The organism is Sphingobacterium tabacisoli (genome assembly GCF_017908035.1).
GTDB classification, from domain to species: Bacteria; Bacteroidota; Bacteroidia; order Sphingobacteriales; family Sphingobacteriaceae; genus Sphingobacterium; species Sphingobacterium tabacisoli.
Window position 1 is genome coordinate 1,619,468 of the sequence record NZ_JAEQMU010000001.1, and the last position, 17,099, is coordinate 1,636,566.

The following is a 17,099-nucleotide window of genomic DNA, read 5'->3' on the forward strand; positions in this document are numbered from 1 at the left end:
TTATAAAGTAGTATGAAGTCCGATAGTATATACCTTCAATGGTGGAATTCCTGCCATTCCTTGAGTCTCTGGATCGAAACCGATGTATTTACTTGCAGTCCAAAGGTTTTGACCGCGCAGATAAACACTTAGATTTTTCAGTCCCAAAGATTTCACCTGTTTAGGTTCAAACTGATAAGTCAAAGACACATTTTTCAAACGGATATACGATGCATCTTTAAATGTACCATCCGATGCCCGCCATCTATTATACGAAGTAGCTGCCTCTCCTCCACGCAGGGTTGTAAGTCTAAACGGTTGATTTAGCACATCTGCAACCGCATTGTAAGCATTGCCTGGTATATAAGGCATCCCGTCATGATAGATATTAAAACCATCTTTCTTTACAAAGGAGAATAAGAAATCTAACGCAAAACCTTTATAATTAAAGCTGTTATTTACACCTCCAAAGAACTTAGGATCTGAATTCCCCAATACAACCTCATCCCCTTTCCCAGTAGTTTCATAAACTCCAGTTGTGATACTTCCATTGCCATCCATATCCTGGAATTTGGCTATTCCATTTTCAAACCCCAACAAGTGGTATCCTAAAGCAACTGATAGTGGCTGTCCAACAACATACTTACTATTCAGGGAAGATTTTTCCAGACCAGGATAATTCAACAGGGTATTCTTTGCGGCAGTGAAGTTGATTGAGGTATTCCAAGAAAAACTTCCTTTATCAATATTCTTTGTTGTTAGGTTGAATTCCCAACCTTTATTTTGTACCAAAGCAGGCAGATTCTCCAAATAGGTTTCAAAACCTGTTTGTGCTGCCACCGGAATATCAATCAATAAATTATTAGAGCGGTTTCTGTACCACCCTGCACTAAATGATACTTTATCCTGCAGGAAGTTAAGATCTAATGCAAAATCCAATTTACGGGTTACTTCCCATTTAAAGTGTTCATTTGGCAGTGTTTCGGGTACCAAGGAAGCTACGCCATTATAATGAGTCGCAAAAGAACTAGCCGCATAAGTCGCCAAATAAGCATAGTCTTGATTCGGATCATTACCTATCGTACCGTAACTTCCACGTACTTTACCGAAGCTAAGCCAAGGTAGATTCTCTTTCATAAAGTGCTCTTCTCCAAAAATCCAAGCTGCACCAATACTTCCAAAGTTTCCAAACCTATTACCTGGGCCAAATCGAGAAGAACCATCGCGTCTAGCATTCACATTTAGGATATATTTATTCGACATCACATAGTTAAGACGTGTAAATGCCGAAATATAACGCGTCGAAGCATACCCACTCAAAGAAACCTGACTATTAACAGAAGCCAAATTTCGATATAGCGCATCATTGGTAAAAGAACCGATTAAAAACAAAGGTTGTCCTGCCACAGAGTTCAGATAAGTTCCCCCTATAAGCGCTTCCATACGCCCTGGCCCCAACATACGTTGGTACGTCAGCTGTGGTTCGATCGAGAAATTCTGGTTGTAGTTGTTATTATAAGACAATTGCCCAGTAGACATTGTATTCGGATTTCGAGAATTTCTCGTCATCGCTCTATAATTTTCATTATTGATTCTATTGAATCCCAACTCCGTTTTAAACTCCAGTCCAGGTATAATCACATACTTGAGCGAGCTATTCAACAATATATTATCCGTTACAGATTCCATTGGCCCTAACAAAGCTGCTGCCGGATTGACATATGAATTGTGCCAATAGAATGATCCATCATCCTTATATAATGGCAAGTTTGGTGGCAAAGCGTATATTGCAGAAAGACTAGCCGAAGGGAGGTTATTGATATTCTTGGTATAACCTCCAGAGAAATTCATAAAAAACTTAGAATTTGCCGATTGCGTCTGCATATTGAAGCGAACCGTACTTTTCTTATCTTGAAAGCTATACGGAAAAATCGAATTTTGTGTACGGTGATTTGCACTAACAAAATATTGATATTGGCTAGACCCTCCTGATACCGTTGCCGTAGCATCGATCATACCTGCTAGATTGCCATATACGTAATCAATAAAATCTGTTTCACCATCACCAAAAGTCAATAAGTCTGGCGCGTTAGCAGCAGTTGGCTTTAAATTATCATTTTCAAAAGCCTTTTTACGAACCGCAATATATTCGTCTTTAGATAACATCTTCAACCTATTTGCCATCTGGCTTACTCCAGAATATATATTAGCCCCAATCTTCATCTCGCCCGCCTTGCCTTTCTTCGTCGTAATAATGACTACACCATTTGCTGCACGCGAACCATAGATTGCTGTTGCATCAGCATCTTTCAAGATATCAATACTCTCAATATCACTACTTGGAATATTGTCTAGTGGACTAAAACCACCACCTACTATCCCATTAACCACTGGATTGCCCGAAGTTTGTTCTGTAGGTGTTGCCGAAAAAGGAACCCCGTCTACGATATACAATGGATTTTGACCAGCGTTGATTGTATTTTGACCACGGATCTCCACCTTCACTTGGCTTCCTGCGATACCTGATCCCTCACTAATATACACCCCAGCCACTCTTCCTGACAATGCCTGTAGCGGATTCGATACCGGTTGCTTCTCTAGATCTTCGGCACGTACTGTAGCCACAGCACCTGTTGTCAGTCGTTTTGACGTCTTACCATAACCTATCACCTGTACCGCATCCAACGGGTTGTCCAACATCGTCAATACGATATTTCCCAACTGAGGTCTACCGATCAGCTCTTTAGTCAAATAGCCCACATATGAAATCACTAATATTTCACCATCCTGCACATTTTTCAGCACAAAATTACCATTGGAATTGGTCTGTATACTCTTATTCGTACCTTTCACCGATACCGTAGCACCGCCCAATGCTTGTCCATTCTGCCCAACAATACGCCCTTCCATATCTATTGTGGCCTGCACTTCAGTTCCTTTGGTCACCAAAACATCATGTTGTCCTTTGCGGATGGTAATTCCCTCCGTAGTAACTTGGTAGGTCAACGGAAGACCTTTCAACGCTAGCTCCAATACTTCTTTGATGTCTGCATTTTTCAAATCTACAGAAACCTTATAGCTATCACTAAGCGTCTTTGCATCATAAAAGACATCCACATTGCTCTGTTTTCTTATCTCTTTAAGTAAGGAAACTACCGTTACATCCTTCATCTTCACGGTCACCCTTTGGCCAAAAGCCATGGCATTCGCTTGCATGAGGCAAGCTGTAAGCACCGCTGTCCCCAACTTGGTCCGCCAGGTCAAGGGGATACTTCCTAGCATCCGCCCGGACCAGTTCTTGTTCTCTGATTGATTCATTAAAAAATGGTAAATTATTGTTAGTTAATTAAATCTCATTAAGCGACCACACTCAGTAACGCGTCACGTATACCTTTCGTCCTTCTATCCTAAAACGCACCATCTTGGTCGACTCGATAAATCGGAGTACCGATGCCAGACTCTTCTTTCTCGAAATCCAGCCTCCAGCCTCCAAATCCTTTGGCAACGACTCGTCGTAAACCATTTCGACGTCATACCAACGTTCGATCTTACGCAATGCTGTACGGAAGTCTACCTGTTGAAATGCAAAATCGCCATCCTTCCAATCGGTTATATTATCAAGATTTACCGTCCTTATCCTAAGCTCGCCATCCCGATTCACCGCCTGTTGCCCAGGATTAAGCCGCCGCTCCACTCCTCCAGTATGTAAACGTACAGCTCCTTCGAGAAGTGTGGTAGTCACAAAGGGTTCGTCGTTATAAGCGTTGACATTAAAATGCGTACCCAATACCTGAACCTCCTGATTGCGGGACTTGACAACAAATGGATGTTTCGTATCTTTCGCTATCTCAAAATAAGCCTCCCCTTTCAGCTGTACTACCCGCTTTCCAGCCTCCACTAATGCAGGCCTATAGGTCAGTTCAGACATCGCATTCAACCAAACTGTGGATCCATCAGGAAGCAATACACGATAGGTCTGTCCCCGATCAGTAGCTAATACATGGGGATGTTGCACATCTCCTTCTGAAGCCCCTACACGATAAGTAAGCTCACCATCTACTCCTTTCTCCACCATTATTCCAGCTTCCGATGCGATCTCTCCCTTTGCAGCGTCTCCCAACACAATAGTACGTCCATCCGCCAGACGTAACGTCGCTCCCTCTGTGCCCGCTGGGATATCATGATGAACCAAATCGGTATCTACCCCTGACTCTGGAGCATTCAGTCCAGAGTAATAGAACCAACCTCCGATACACAAAATAGCGACCACTGCGGCTGCTACAGATAACCGTTTCCACATTACTTTTCCCATCACACGTATCTTTTTATCCTCCTGATCCGCCTTAGCGAAAATCAACCCTAAGATTGCATCAGCCCTTTGCTCCTCAAGTCCCTCTTCCGACAAATCCTGCTGTGTACTATCGGGAATCAAATCCTTTATCTGTTGTTGATAAAAAGGATCATTAATATATCCCCATAATTCGTCTTGCTCCGCTAAGCTGATACGCTGTGCAAAGTAAAGAGCCATTAAATCTTCTAGCCTCTGATGAGATGGTCTATCCTGATCTGTGTTCATATGTAAGGTTAGTTTTCCCTATTTAATTGTATTGACACTATAACAACAACAAATGGGGAGATGAAAAGTAATATTTTTTTAAAAATCGAAACAAAAACAAATAACAGCCTTTATAAAAGACTATTAAAAAAATAATTTCTGAATAAAAAGTTAAGAAAAGAGCAGGGCAAATAATAAAGTGTAGGTAATACCCATCGTTTTAAAGTGATTTCGAATTTTCTTGATAGCCTCTTTCATGTGCGAGTGCACTGTTTCATAAGATACCCCCATCTGCTCTGCTGCCTCCTGATATTTCAGTCCTTGAATATGACAAAGTTCGTAAGCTACCCTTTGTTGAGGTGTTAAGGTGTCTAAGGCTTTCTCCAATACCGTTGTAGCCTCCTTCCAGTGTATGGTATCCTGAGTAGAGTTGATATTGACCTCTGTCTTGCGGATGATTTGTTCTTTAGATTTCGATTCCTGTGCCATTTGTCGCAGGATATTGAAAGAATGATTCCGAACGATCCGATTTAGGTAGGCTCCAAAGTTATCGACATCGACCAATCGTTCACGTTTTTGCCAGATTTTAAAAAAGATATCCTGCACAACCTCTTCTGCCCAGTATTCGGAATGCGTCAACTTTTTACCAGAGAGATAAACATAGTTGTGGTATTGTTTAAAGAGCAATGTAAAGGCATGCCTGTCACCATCCGCTATTTTTAACAGGAGTTTCTTTTCTTCTTCTAGTAGGTCGTCAGCCATGTGATCTGCTGTCAAAACTACAAAAAAGTAAAAACTAAAAAAATAGAAGTGTAATTATATAAGAACTACTAACATATACAATCCCACACCGAGACTAATTGCAACCCTACATCAATAGTAAAAAAGCGTTCACTCTCTATGTAAGAGATATGCCGATCTTATAACAGAAAAATAAAATTTTAATTGATTCGCATATAATTGCTAACTTGAGTTACCAATTCATAAAAACTTCATATAAACTTAACAGATGTGCATCATCTTAAAACAGCTTTAATAGCTAATTTCGGCAAACATTCGATGTCCAAAACATGAGTGAACACGACGCTATAACACGCACCGATTTTCAAGAGTTATTTCTGATCTGGAACAGAAAGATCTATCACTATGCTTTATCCAAAACGGCCTCGACTTATATTGCAGAGGAAACGGTACAACGTGTGTTCATAAAGCTTTGGCATAACCTACATCACAACGACGTAAACATAAAAATTGAGGCTCAACTCTTTTGCATCGCAAAAAGTGTCTTGCTTGATATTATCAAAGAAGAACGACGTAGAAAGACCGATACGTTAGACAACGATTATCCCGTAATACACCACCAAACTCCATCAGAGATATACCGCGTTAAAGAATTAGAACAGCAGTTGGAATCCATCATTAATAAGATGCCCATAGCTCGAAGAACAATATTTCGGATGAGTCGCTTCGAAAATCTAAGTTACAAAGAGATTGCACAGCAATTGTCTATATCACCCAAAACTGTCGAAAACCATATTGGCCTCGCCCTACAGACTCTAAAGCGAGCTTTTTATAATTTCCTCCTCCAGATTACTATTATTTTCATTTTCTTTTAGGGGTATTTCGTTTTTGCGTCGTATTCTATACGATGAAGATAACCAAACAACTCGTAGATCGCTACTTAAAGGGTGAATGCTCCACCAAAGAGGCCTCGGCTATCGAAGCCCTCCTGGAGAAAGACCCTACTGCACTGGACGACTTCCTTCCAGAAGAAGAGTGGTTGAATAGCCCTATCGATCGCCCGTACGAGGGACAAGAAGAAGCTTACAGACGTCTAGCACGGCAGGTATATCCACAGGCAAAGGTTCGAATGCGACATATACGCATAGCAGCCTCAATAGCAGCTATATTTCTACTTTTATTTGGCGTATACCGGCAACAATATCACCCCTTAAATCAACCGAGTACTGCAATAGCCACAGTAAGCGACAGTTTAAAGCCATCTGCCAGCAGTTTATATTACATCAACTCTGGTTATGAGAATATGATTCTAACAACTAGTGATGGCTCTACAATTACCCTTTATCCACACTCAGAGATCCGCTACGCTGAAGATTTCGCTCCACTTTCCGAACGCATACTACATCTTAAAGGACGAGCTAGATTTGATGTAGCCAAAGATAAATCCAAACCTTTCCGTGTCGTATCAAAAGGTATTGTGACAACTGCTTTGGGGACTATATTTATCGTCGATGAATTCAAAGCTTCTGAGACCCGTGTCCGACTATTAGAAGGATCTATACAGGTCGTCTCTCAGCGCAAAGTCGACGCGGGCGCTGTTGTAAAAACCTTTAAACCAATGGAAGAGATCACCATCAACCACCACCAAGGTCAGATTGTGGAAGAGAAGAAAATAAACAATACATTAGCTAATCGTGAGGCCTATTTTAGCCGACATTCACAACGTTTGTACTTTAAAAACCTCGCGCTACAAGACGTTGTTAGCATATTACAGCAAAACTACGGCATAGACCTACATTATCCAGCTCAAAACCTTCAGGACAAATACTACAGTGGCACCTTTCAGGAATCAGCACAGGTATACCAGGATATTATTAAGGAGATAAACTACTTACACCATACAGATATTACCTACACAAAAAAGTAATAAATATTAAAAACAACTAAATATGAACAAGTATTTACCCAACAAGAAGCAACTTATCACGGCGCTTCATCTCCAGTTGAAATCTCCTGGGATCCATTGGAAACTTCGGTTAGGTCTATTAGGACTAGTCTGCGTCAGCAGTCAGGTAGTAATGGCTCAATCTAACGCAACGGTCAGTGGTGTCGTGCGTGATAGTAAGGGAGCTAGTGTAGCTTCAGTCACTGTAACCATCGAAAATCCATCCACTTCTTTTCGTCAGGTGACTAGAACCAAAGAAGATGGTACATTCAACTTTGATCGCATTCCCGAAGGACAAGGCTACAATATCAAACTCAATTCTTTAGGTTTCAAACCAAAAACATTGAGTAATTATAACATTAGTGCAAAAGACAAGGTTGCAATCTCCATCACACTGGATCAAGAAGCCGAAGATCTTGAAGAAGTGGTCGTCACCGCCCTAGGCATCAAACGGGATAAAAAAGCATTAGGTTACACCGTTGCCGAGCTCAAAGGAGACGAACTTACAAAAGGTAAAGAAAGTAACGTAGCCAATGCACTATCAGGTAAGGTTGCCGGTGTACAAGTTAGCCGCGCGGCATCGGGCGCGGGAGGTTCTGCTAAAGTTGTAATTCGCGGCAACAACTCCTTAATTGGCAACAGTCAACCACTTTACGTAGTCGATGGAGTACCTATCGATAATCAAAACACTTCAGCCCCCAGCCAATCAGGCGGGACCGATTATGGGGATGGTATTGGAAATATCAATCCAGATGATATCGAGAGTATGTCTGTATTAAAGGGCCCCAATGCTGCCGCTCTGTATGGACAACGGGGTAGTAACGGGGTCATATTAATCACCACGAAATCCGGAAAAGCAGGCAAGACCTCCTTCCAGTTCAACAGTGACTACGCAATCGGCAACGCTTTAGTACTCCCGGACTTTCAAAATGAATACGGGCAGGGTCTCAATGGTACATTTACGCATTTTCGCAAAGACGACGGTACTATTGTACCAATGAGCCAAGCATTAGCCAATAATTTTGCAGGTATGCCTAAGATGTCTGCTGGACGAGATCGCACGACCCGGGCGAGTTGGGGAGCACGTATGGAAGGGCAGACCTATGAAGATATGTATGGCAATATCCTACAACTCACTCCTGAACCCGATACTTATCAAACATTCTTCCAGACCGAAAAACAACGGATCAACAATCTCAGTGTAGATGGTGGGAATGAGAAGTTAAACTACCGGTTCTCTTTTGCTAATACAAATATCGATGGTTACATCCCTACCAATACATTGAATCGTAATAATTTTGGTTTACGTACTCAAGCCAAAATCACTGATAAGTTTCATATCGATGTAAAAGCCAACTACATCATGCAGCAGGCTGAAAATAGACCAACACTATCGGATGCATCTGATAACCCAGCTTATCTATTTATCAGTCAACCCCGTAGTTTGAGCAACAATATCGCTTCACAATACAAATGGACTGCCAATGATGTAGCTCGTCAACTTGGATTCTCCGGAATATACGAAGGCCTCGAAAAAACCTACGCGACCAATAGTTCGACAGCCAATCCTTTCTGGACCATCAACGAAAACCATAACGAAGACCGCCGAGATCGCGTCATCGGTATGTTGCGTCTTAGTTACGACCTCTACCCTTGGCTTAAGCTTTCAGCTACTGGAGGAACTGATTTCTACACCGATCAGCGTTTTCGCTACCGCCCAATCAACACTTACCAAAGTTTGAATAAAAAAGGTGATATGCGTGAAGAAGTATTACGCTCTCGCGAAGACAACTACGATATCTTAGCCAGTTCAAATTTTTCCGCTACGGACGACATCAAACTAAGCTTTAATTTAGGAGCCAGTCATCAGAATCGCTATTTCCGCATGACAGGCAATACGGGTAATCAATTTATCGTGCCGAATCTATTTGTGATCAATAATACCACGACAAACTCTTACCTATTCGATCTTGTCGAGTCACAAATTAACTCTGCCTATTTTTCCGGACAGTTTGGATTCCGCGACTATTGGTTTGTAGACTTTTCTGCACGCAACGATTGGTCGTCAACATTATCCAAAGAAAACAATTCATTTTTTTACCCGTCGGTAAGCAGTAGTTTAGTTCTTACTGATGCTTTCAAATGGCAGTCACCGATTCTTTCCTATGCCAAGATCCGCGGTTCATGGGCACAGGCGGGTAGCTCTGGCAATCCCTACCAACTTACTGGCGCTTACTCGCTCAACCAGTTTACACATGGTGGTATCCCTATGGCTTCGTACACCGAGATTATACCAGATCCTAATCTAAAAAATGAGTTAACAACGTCTATAGAAGCTGGTTTAGACCTGCGTATGTTGCAGAATAGATTATCATTCTCCTTCACCTACTACCAAGCACGCACCAAAAATCAGATTCTAGACGTGCCAATTTCGCCATCCAGTTTATACGTCAAAAATAGGATCAATGCGGGTGAAATCTCCAATAAAGGTTTTGAATTCGTAATTAGTGGTACCCCCGTTAAAACGGATAATTTTGAATGGACCAGTCAGTTTAACTTTAATCGCAACCGCAATAAAGTGGAATCCCTGTACCCAGGTGTAGACGTATTCTTATTAGGTACTGACAGAGGTATTAATGTCGTAGCTGAGGTAGGAAAACCATTCGGGCAACTCAAAGGCACTCAATTTGCTTGGATTAAAGACGAGCAAGGCAATCGTCTAATCGATCCAAATACAGGGTTACCGTTACGTACCACGGGTCGTGTGGAGACCGATCTTGGCAATGCACAACCCGACTGGATAGGTGGTTTCGGCAATACGTTCAACTATAAAGGTATCAGCCTATACGCTTTAGTCGATATCCGTCAGGGCGGTATTATCTTTTCACAGTCTAATCGGGAGCAGATTGTCTACGGTACTAGTAAGAAAACCCTTGAAGGACGCGACGGCACATACGTAGCCGATGGTATGGTAGCGGTAGCAGATGGCAATGGCCAATGGAGTAGCACTGGAGTCAAAAACAGCAAGCAGGTTACAGCTCAGGACTATTGGAATATGGTAGCAAGTGACAAAGAAGTGATGGTTTCAGAGGAGATGATTAACGACATGAGCTATATTGCAATGCGTGAGATTGCGCTATCCTACAGCTTGCCAAAGAAATGGATGCCTCATCAGGTTGTTCGTACTATCAAGGTAGGATTATATGGTCGTAATCTCTTTTATTTCCAGCGCAAGACAGATGGATTTTCACCCGAATCTGCCGCATTCAACGTCCATAACTCATCTATAGGTATCGAGTCGACCTCCCTACCTATGATGCGTAATTTCGGTATCAATCTTAACATCGGTCTATAATGTATCAAAAGACAATCCACATGAAAACACCTATCATCAAACATATTCTTTTCTTAGGTCTCAGCACTGCAGCTGTGCTGACTAATAGTTCCTGTACTAAAGATTTCGAGCGCATCAATACACCGCCAACATCAGTCACGACAGTAGATCCCGCTCTATTATTATCCCGCATCCTTCGTGACGGTACATTTCAAGAATCAGGCGAACTCCCAAACAATAAATTCGGATCTTGGGTACAGCATTGGGCTGGAGGGCCAGTAGTGCCAGTATCCCGATACTTTGAGGGTCCCGAAAATCTGATATGGAGTCAGCATTTCCAACTGCTCCGCAACATCAGTCAGATCAAGCAAGAACTCAAAGGTCTAGAAAATGATCCGGCTGGTCGCAGCAAGCTCGCCATTGCAGAGATTTACGAAGTATATCTATATCAACGCCTAACCGATCTATTTGGCGACGTTCCTTTTTCCGATGTTACCCAAAGTAGCGGAGCCATCAACCGTACCCCTAAGTTCGACAAGCAGGAAGATATCTATCCCGCATTGGTTCAGCGTCTAGATCAGTCACTGGCCAAACTTACCACGGGTGACGCAAGCTATGGTACCGCAGATTTTTTCTATGGTGGCAATATCGACAAATGGAAAAAATTCGGCAACTCACTCAAGTTACGTATAGGCATGCGTATGCGTTATGCCAATGCAAGCCTCGCTCAGCAAACCGTGACATCAGCCCTATCGTCCAATTATGGGTTACTCTCAAGTAATGCGGACAATGCTGCTGTAGCCACATTTAACAATGCACAGGCTGAAAATCAAAATCCGATATTGCGCCAGTTTACCACGGGCAGTGCCGATTTACGCTATTTAGCCAATACACTGGTAGAGAAACTAAAAGCTGACGACGATCCGCGCCTTCCAATACTGGCTCATCCAGTCACCGTAGGTGGCACCACCACGTACCAAGGTATAGGCGTCGCCCTTACCGACAATCAGCTATCACAACTCATTCGAGCTAACTATTCTACTGCCAATAGAAACACCTGGTTCAGTCTGACATTTGCACCGATTGCGAGCTACGCCCTGACCTATTCAGACATCTGCTTTTACAAAGCAGAGGCCGCACTCCTTGGCTGGGGAGCGACTAATAGTCAAGCACATGGCCTATTCGTAGATGGTGTAAAAGCTGCTTTTGCATTACCTCCCTACAACCTATCGACCCTACCTACAACCTATGAGCAAGGTACTCTAAGCTTTACCAACCTAAGCGACACGGAGAAAATGGAAAAGATAGGCACTCAGAAATGGATACATCTTTTCGGTCGGAATATGGAAGCATTCGCTGAATGGCGCCGCACTGGTTATCCACAACTTACACCAGGTCCGAATCCAGGTTCTACTAACGGTCAGATCCCTAGACGCGGCATCTACTCGAGTGAAGAAGCCGAGCTGAACCAAACAAATTACAAAGAAGCCGTAAGCCGCATGACCAATGGCGACTCTTTCCTATCCAAAGTATGGTGGGATAAACGATAAATTAAAAATGGGCTACCGATATCGGTAGCCCATTTTTAATTTATATCCAACTCTCCGTCTTCCTATTGTAAAAAGAGCGTATCGTGACTCTATTTATAAACCATTTTCAGCAAAAAACATAGTCCAAGGCATTATCTTTGTAAAGCTTAAAGAGTAAGGTCAATCCTGTTCTTATAGAAATGAAATAGAAAATGAAACAGCTACTAACACTTTTTGCGCTTGCTATTGGCATTTTCATGCTTGCTAAAATTGGCTTTTCGCAGAAGACATCAGCTATAAAATCGTCAAAACAACAACATACTATGGATACTACAAACCCACATGATCAGGTTATATATTTTGCCGGCGGATGCTTTTGGGGCACCGAGCACTTCTTTAAGCAGGTGCGTGGCGTGACAGCGACAGAGGTAGGCTATGCCAACGGTGATACCGAAAACCCTTCTTATAAAGATGTCTGCACTGGTAATACCGGATTTGCTGAAGCCGTAAAGGTAAGCTATGACCCGACGGTCATCGATCTTAAACTATTAATAGACCTATTCTTTAAGACCATCGATCCTACCACCCTCAACCGACAGGGCAATGATGTAGGTACACAGTACCGTACGGGGATCTACTATACTAATGTGGCAGATATACCAGTGATCGAAGAGCGTCTTTCAGAATTAAAGAAGCAGTACCATGCTGAGATTGTTGTGGAGGTAGACCCACTTAAGAACTACTACGATGCGGAGACCTATCACCAGAAATACCTGGACAAAAATCCAGGCGGATACTGCCATATCGGCCCAGACCTGTTTGAAATAGCTAGACAGGCCAATCCAGCTCCAGCCACATCAACCTACAAGAAAGCGGACAAAGAGACGTTGAAAAAGACCCTTACTCAGCTTCAGTATGAGGTGACACAAAATAATGCAACCGAACGCCCTTTCAATAATGAATATGATAATGAATTTAGAGAGGGGATTTATGTCGATATTACTACTGGCGAACCACTATTTATCTCTACTGATAAATTTGACGCTGGTTGCGGATGGCCGGCATTCTCCAAGCCGATTAACAACAGCCTGATCGAAGAGGTATCCGATAATTCACATGGTATGCGCCGTGTAGAGGTACGTAGCAAAACTGGAGATGCACATCTAGGTCATGTATTCAATGATGGCCCAGCCGATAAGGGCGGGCTACGCTATTGCATTAACAGTGCCTCGCTAAAATTTGTTCCCAAAGACCAGATGAAAGCAGCTGGTTATGAAAAGTACATCCAGCTACTGGATAAAAAATAGTGTAAAGAAGGCCCGGCATAGTCAATGTTGGGCCTTCTTTATAAAAACTACCAAAAATACATCTAGGTTCTCGCCCAAGCCCCGCCCCCTCCACCTATCAACTATAGGTTGATCATTACCGAAAAGCCTTATATTCCTCACCTCCAGGATGGCAAATATTCTGTTTTGCACTTTCATATTAGCATTTGAGTTTCTCCATGTCAAAATACTACTCAAAAAAAAGCAAAACAACCTATAATACAACAAGTTAACACAACAACTTTACAATTTCTTTTGTTTTTACATCAGTTTTAAAAAAATATTCCAAACATTCCTGTTACAAAATCGTTTTACCTCTGAGACCTATCTCTACATTTTAATTTCATGAACAACTAATGCAATGATCTAGATCATTGCAACCGAATACTTATAAACTTAAAACACAATCATGATTAAACAACCAAAACTTAAAACCGGTCGTGGTGTTGCGGGGCAAAGGACATTAAGGGTTAGCCTCCTGGTGTCTGGTGCACTGCTTCTCATCGGGAATCCGCTACTCGCGGCCCCCACATTTTCTTCAGACCTCGTTATGAATGTACACCTCGTCTTCCAAGAAAACGAGATTCAGGGAATCATCAAAGATAGCGCTACCAAGACCCCATTGGCAGGAGTTACTATCAAAGTTGTTGGCAAAGCTCTCGCCACTTCGACAAACGATCAAGGTATGTTCCGCATCAAGGCGGCCCCAAATGATGTCATTGAAATCAGCTACATTGGTTATGAGACCACAAGGAGAACCATTCCGTCTGGTACCACCAACCTACAGATCGAACTGGTATCCGATGCCAGTAGTCTAGAAGAAGTCGTCGTGACAGGCTATGGTACCCAACGTAAAAAGGACCTCACTGGCTCAGTCGCTATTGTCGATGTAGCACAGATCAAAGCCCAGCCTGCAGCTACAGCAGTGGAAGCATTGCAGGGTAAAGCGGCCGGTGTACAGATTGTCAATGATGGCGCTCCAGGTTCCACTCCTCAGATCAAAATCAGGGGTTATAGTACGATCAACAACAATGAACCACTATATGTCATTGATGGTGTACCTTACGAAGGCAAACTAAGTTGGTTCAATCCAAGCGACATTGAAACCATGCAGGTACTAAAAGATGCTTCTGCTGCATCTATTTATGGCTCGCGCGCCAACAATGGTGTTGTCATCATCACGACCAAAAAAGGTAGCGCAGGCAAGCCACAGATCAACCTCGATGTATATGGCGGAATCCAGGCACCCCAATATAGCCGTTATCCTAAAATGATGACCCCCCAGCAGGTATACGACATAGACAACAAGCTCAACGGCACCAATCTACAATTACCAGATTACTTACGTGCCGGAGCCAAAACGGCTTACGAGATTACTCCTGCTGATGTGGACATGTCACTTTACAACTATACCAGAGACCCGGCGACCTTCTATCAGATCACCAAGGCTAACAAAGAAGGTACCGACTGGCTTCGCGAAGTTTCCAGATCAGCACCTACACAAAGCTATCAGTTGTCCGCTACAGGTGGCGGAGAGAAAGCTACATATGCTATGTCAGGAGGGTATCTCAACCAAAAAGGAACGATTATCCACTCTCAGTTTGAGCGGTTCAATGTACGTAGCAACACGCAATTCAAGGCCTTTGACGACAAGTTACGCTTCGGCCAGAATATGCAATACAGCTTTACCAAAGGTGTCGGTATGGGCGTGAACCCCAATGCAGCCGGAGGTTATATGGGCGATGCCAGTATCGTTGCCTGGGCACTCCGTGCCCAGACTATCATCCCAGTCTACGATGAAGGGGGCAATTTTGCGGGTAGTAAAGGCAAAGATCTCGGAAATGCCCGGAACCCCGTAGCCGAAGCTTTTAGAGGTAAAGATAACTTTAATAAGAGCAATTTCTTTTTTGGCAATGCCTTCGGCGAAGTTGATATTATTGACGGCCTGACCGCACGCACCAGTTTTGGTTTACGTTACGAAAATTGGGGCGGTATCTCTATCACCTATCCCAACCCTGAATTTTCAGAGGGCTCCACCACAAACAACTCAATGAGTGAGAGCCAAGGCTACAATTCCGAATGGACCTGGACCAACACCTTAACGTACAACAAGAGATTCGAGAAGCACAGTTTAAATATCCTTGCCGGTACAGAAGCAATCAACAGCAATAGCAGAGATATATCCGGCAGTAGAAATAGCTTTTTTACCTTAGGAAGCTTAGACTACTTCTATCTTAACGCAGGGACCGAAAGCTTTGGAAATACTGGTACTGGATCTGTAGGTTCTTTGTTTTCTATCTTCGGAAAGGTGGACTATAGTTTCGACGATCGCTATATATTAAGTGCTACTGTACGTAGGGATGGTTCCTCTAACTTTGGTCCCAACAATAAATATGGTACCTTCCCTGGTTTCAGTGGAGCATGGCGTGTTTCTTCCGAACAGTTTATGGAGTCTGTAAACTGGATCGACGACCTAAAAATCCGTGCAGGTTATGGTGTGACAGGTAACCAACGTATCCCAGCAAACAATTATATTGCACGCTATGCAAGTTCGGTTACCCATTCCTCTTATCCTATAGGTGGTACCGTACAGAGCGGGCTATGGCAGAGCAACCATGCAAACGAAGATGTCAAATGGGAACAGGTCAATGCTTTTAACATCGGATTAGATTTTACCTTACTCAACGGTGATATTGACGGTACATTCGATTATTACGATAAGAAGACTAAAGACATGTTATTCAGAGTGCCTCAGCCTGCTACAGCTGCAGGCCGGGCAACAGCCCCTTATATCAATATTGGCGATATGCGCAATCACGGCATCGAGTTCTCCCTAGGCTACCACTATGGACGTAGACAGCAAAAGGATTTCACGTTAGACCTAACAGGTACCTTTAGCAAGAACATTAATAAAGTCGTGGCGCTGGCCCCTTCCGTATCGCAACAGAATTATGGTAAGTTCAGAGCGCTCGAAACAACGATCCTTAAACCCGGTGAAGTCTTCGGAGCCTTCTATGGTTATCAAGTAGCGGGTGTATACAAAGATGCAAATGACGTTGCCAACTCACCCAATTATGCGGATGGGAAAGCCCGTCCAGGAGGTTTAAAATACGTTGATCAAAATGGAGACAACGTAATCAATGGGGCCGATCGCACCGTAATCGGTAATCCACACCCCGACTTCATTTACTCCCTAGCTGTCAACGCAGGGTATAAAAACTGGGATTTAGCCATGTTTTTCTATGGATCCCAAGGCAACGATGTTTTTGATGCTACAGCTTACTTCACAGACTTTGGTACTTTTAATGGAGCCAGAAGTGTCCGTCTTCTTGACGCATGGAGTCCAGAAAACCCCAATTCTTCGATGCCATCTTTAACGAACAAGCCTTCTGAACATGAATCTGCAACATCCAGCTACTATGTAAAAGATGGCAGTTTCCTGAAGATGAAAAACCTTCAGATTGGCTATACACTACCTGTAAAAGAGCTTTTTGGTCAAAACAGCAATCTTGGCAAGCTACGTATCTACGCTGGTGTCACCAACCTATTTACGATAACCAAGTATGATGGTTTTGATCCAGAGGTAACTGCAACACCGAGTGATTATCCGGCCATTGGCGTCGACCTTGGGGTATATCCGCAGTCACGTCAATATCTGTTAGGTTTAAGTTTAGGCTTTTAAAAAAATCAA

Annotated in this window: 9 protein-coding genes; 6 read left to right on the plus strand and 3 right to left on the minus strand. The window is 43.0% G+C overall.

What is annotated here, in order from left to right:
* From JKG64_RS06845 to JKG64_RS06855, 3 genes are all read right to left on the minus strand, one after another.
* Positions 1–3,297 (minus strand): SusC/RagA family TonB-linked outer membrane protein, encoded by a 3,297-nt coding sequence (locus JKG64_RS06845; RefSeq protein ID WP_210353577.1) that lies wholly within the window; start codon positions 3,295–3,297, stop codon positions 1–3.
* A 52-nt stretch (positions 3,298–3,349) separates the two neighbouring features.
* Positions 3,350–4,555 carry a FecR family protein gene (locus JKG64_RS06850; protein ID WP_210353578.1) on the minus strand — a complete coding sequence of 402 codons (1,206 nt, stop codon included), beginning with the start codon at positions 4,553–4,555 and terminating at the stop codon, positions 3,350–3,352.
* A 150-nt stretch (positions 4,556–4,705) separates the two neighbouring features.
* On the minus strand, positions 4,706–5,296 hold the full coding sequence (locus JKG64_RS06855; protein WP_210353579.1) for an RNA polymerase sigma-70 factor: 591 nt from the start codon (positions 5,294–5,296) through the stop codon (positions 4,706–4,708).
* Between the two features lie 308 nt (positions 5,297–5,604).
* Here JKG64_RS06855 and JKG64_RS06860 point away from each other — a divergent pair, with 308 nt between their 5' ends.
* The 6 genes from JKG64_RS06860 (at position 5,605) to JKG64_RS06885 (ending at position 17,090) form a co-directional block, all read left to right on the plus strand.
* Positions 5,605–6,150 carry a sigma-70 family RNA polymerase sigma factor gene (locus JKG64_RS06860; RefSeq protein WP_210353580.1) on the plus strand — a complete coding sequence of 182 codons (546 nt, stop codon included), beginning with the start codon at positions 5,605–5,607 and terminating at the stop codon, positions 6,148–6,150.
* Positions 6,151–6,182: 32 nt separating this feature from the next.
* Positions 6,183–7,202, plus strand: a complete 1,020-nt coding sequence (locus JKG64_RS06865) for a FecR family protein (RefSeq protein WP_210353581.1) — start codon at positions 6,183–6,185, stop codon at positions 7,200–7,202.
* A gap of 22 nt (positions 7,203–7,224) precedes the next feature.
* Positions 7,225–10,575, plus strand: coding sequence for a SusC/RagA family TonB-linked outer membrane protein (locus JKG64_RS06870; RefSeq protein ID WP_210353582.1), 3,351 nt, complete (start codon positions 7,225–7,227; stop codon positions 10,573–10,575).
* Positions 10,576–10,595: 20 nt separating this feature from the next.
* A complete protein-coding gene (locus tag JKG64_RS06875; protein ID WP_210353583.1) occupies positions 10,596–12,104 on the plus strand; it encodes a SusD/RagB family nutrient-binding outer membrane lipoprotein in 1,509 nt (502 codons plus the stop codon).
* Positions 12,105–12,295: 191 nt separating this feature from the next.
* The gene (msrB, locus tag JKG64_RS23370; RefSeq protein ID WP_246512491.1) at positions 12,296–13,390 is read left to right on the plus strand and encodes a peptide-methionine (R)-S-oxide reductase MsrB; all 1,095 of its coding nucleotides are present in this window, start codon (positions 12,296–12,298) and stop codon (positions 13,388–13,390) included.
* A gap of 427 nt (positions 13,391–13,817) precedes the next feature.
* On the plus strand, positions 13,818–17,090 hold the full coding sequence (locus JKG64_RS06885; protein WP_210353584.1) for a SusC/RagA family TonB-linked outer membrane protein: 3,273 nt from the start codon (positions 13,818–13,820) through the stop codon (positions 17,088–17,090).
* Positions 17,091–17,099: the final 9 nt, after the last annotated feature.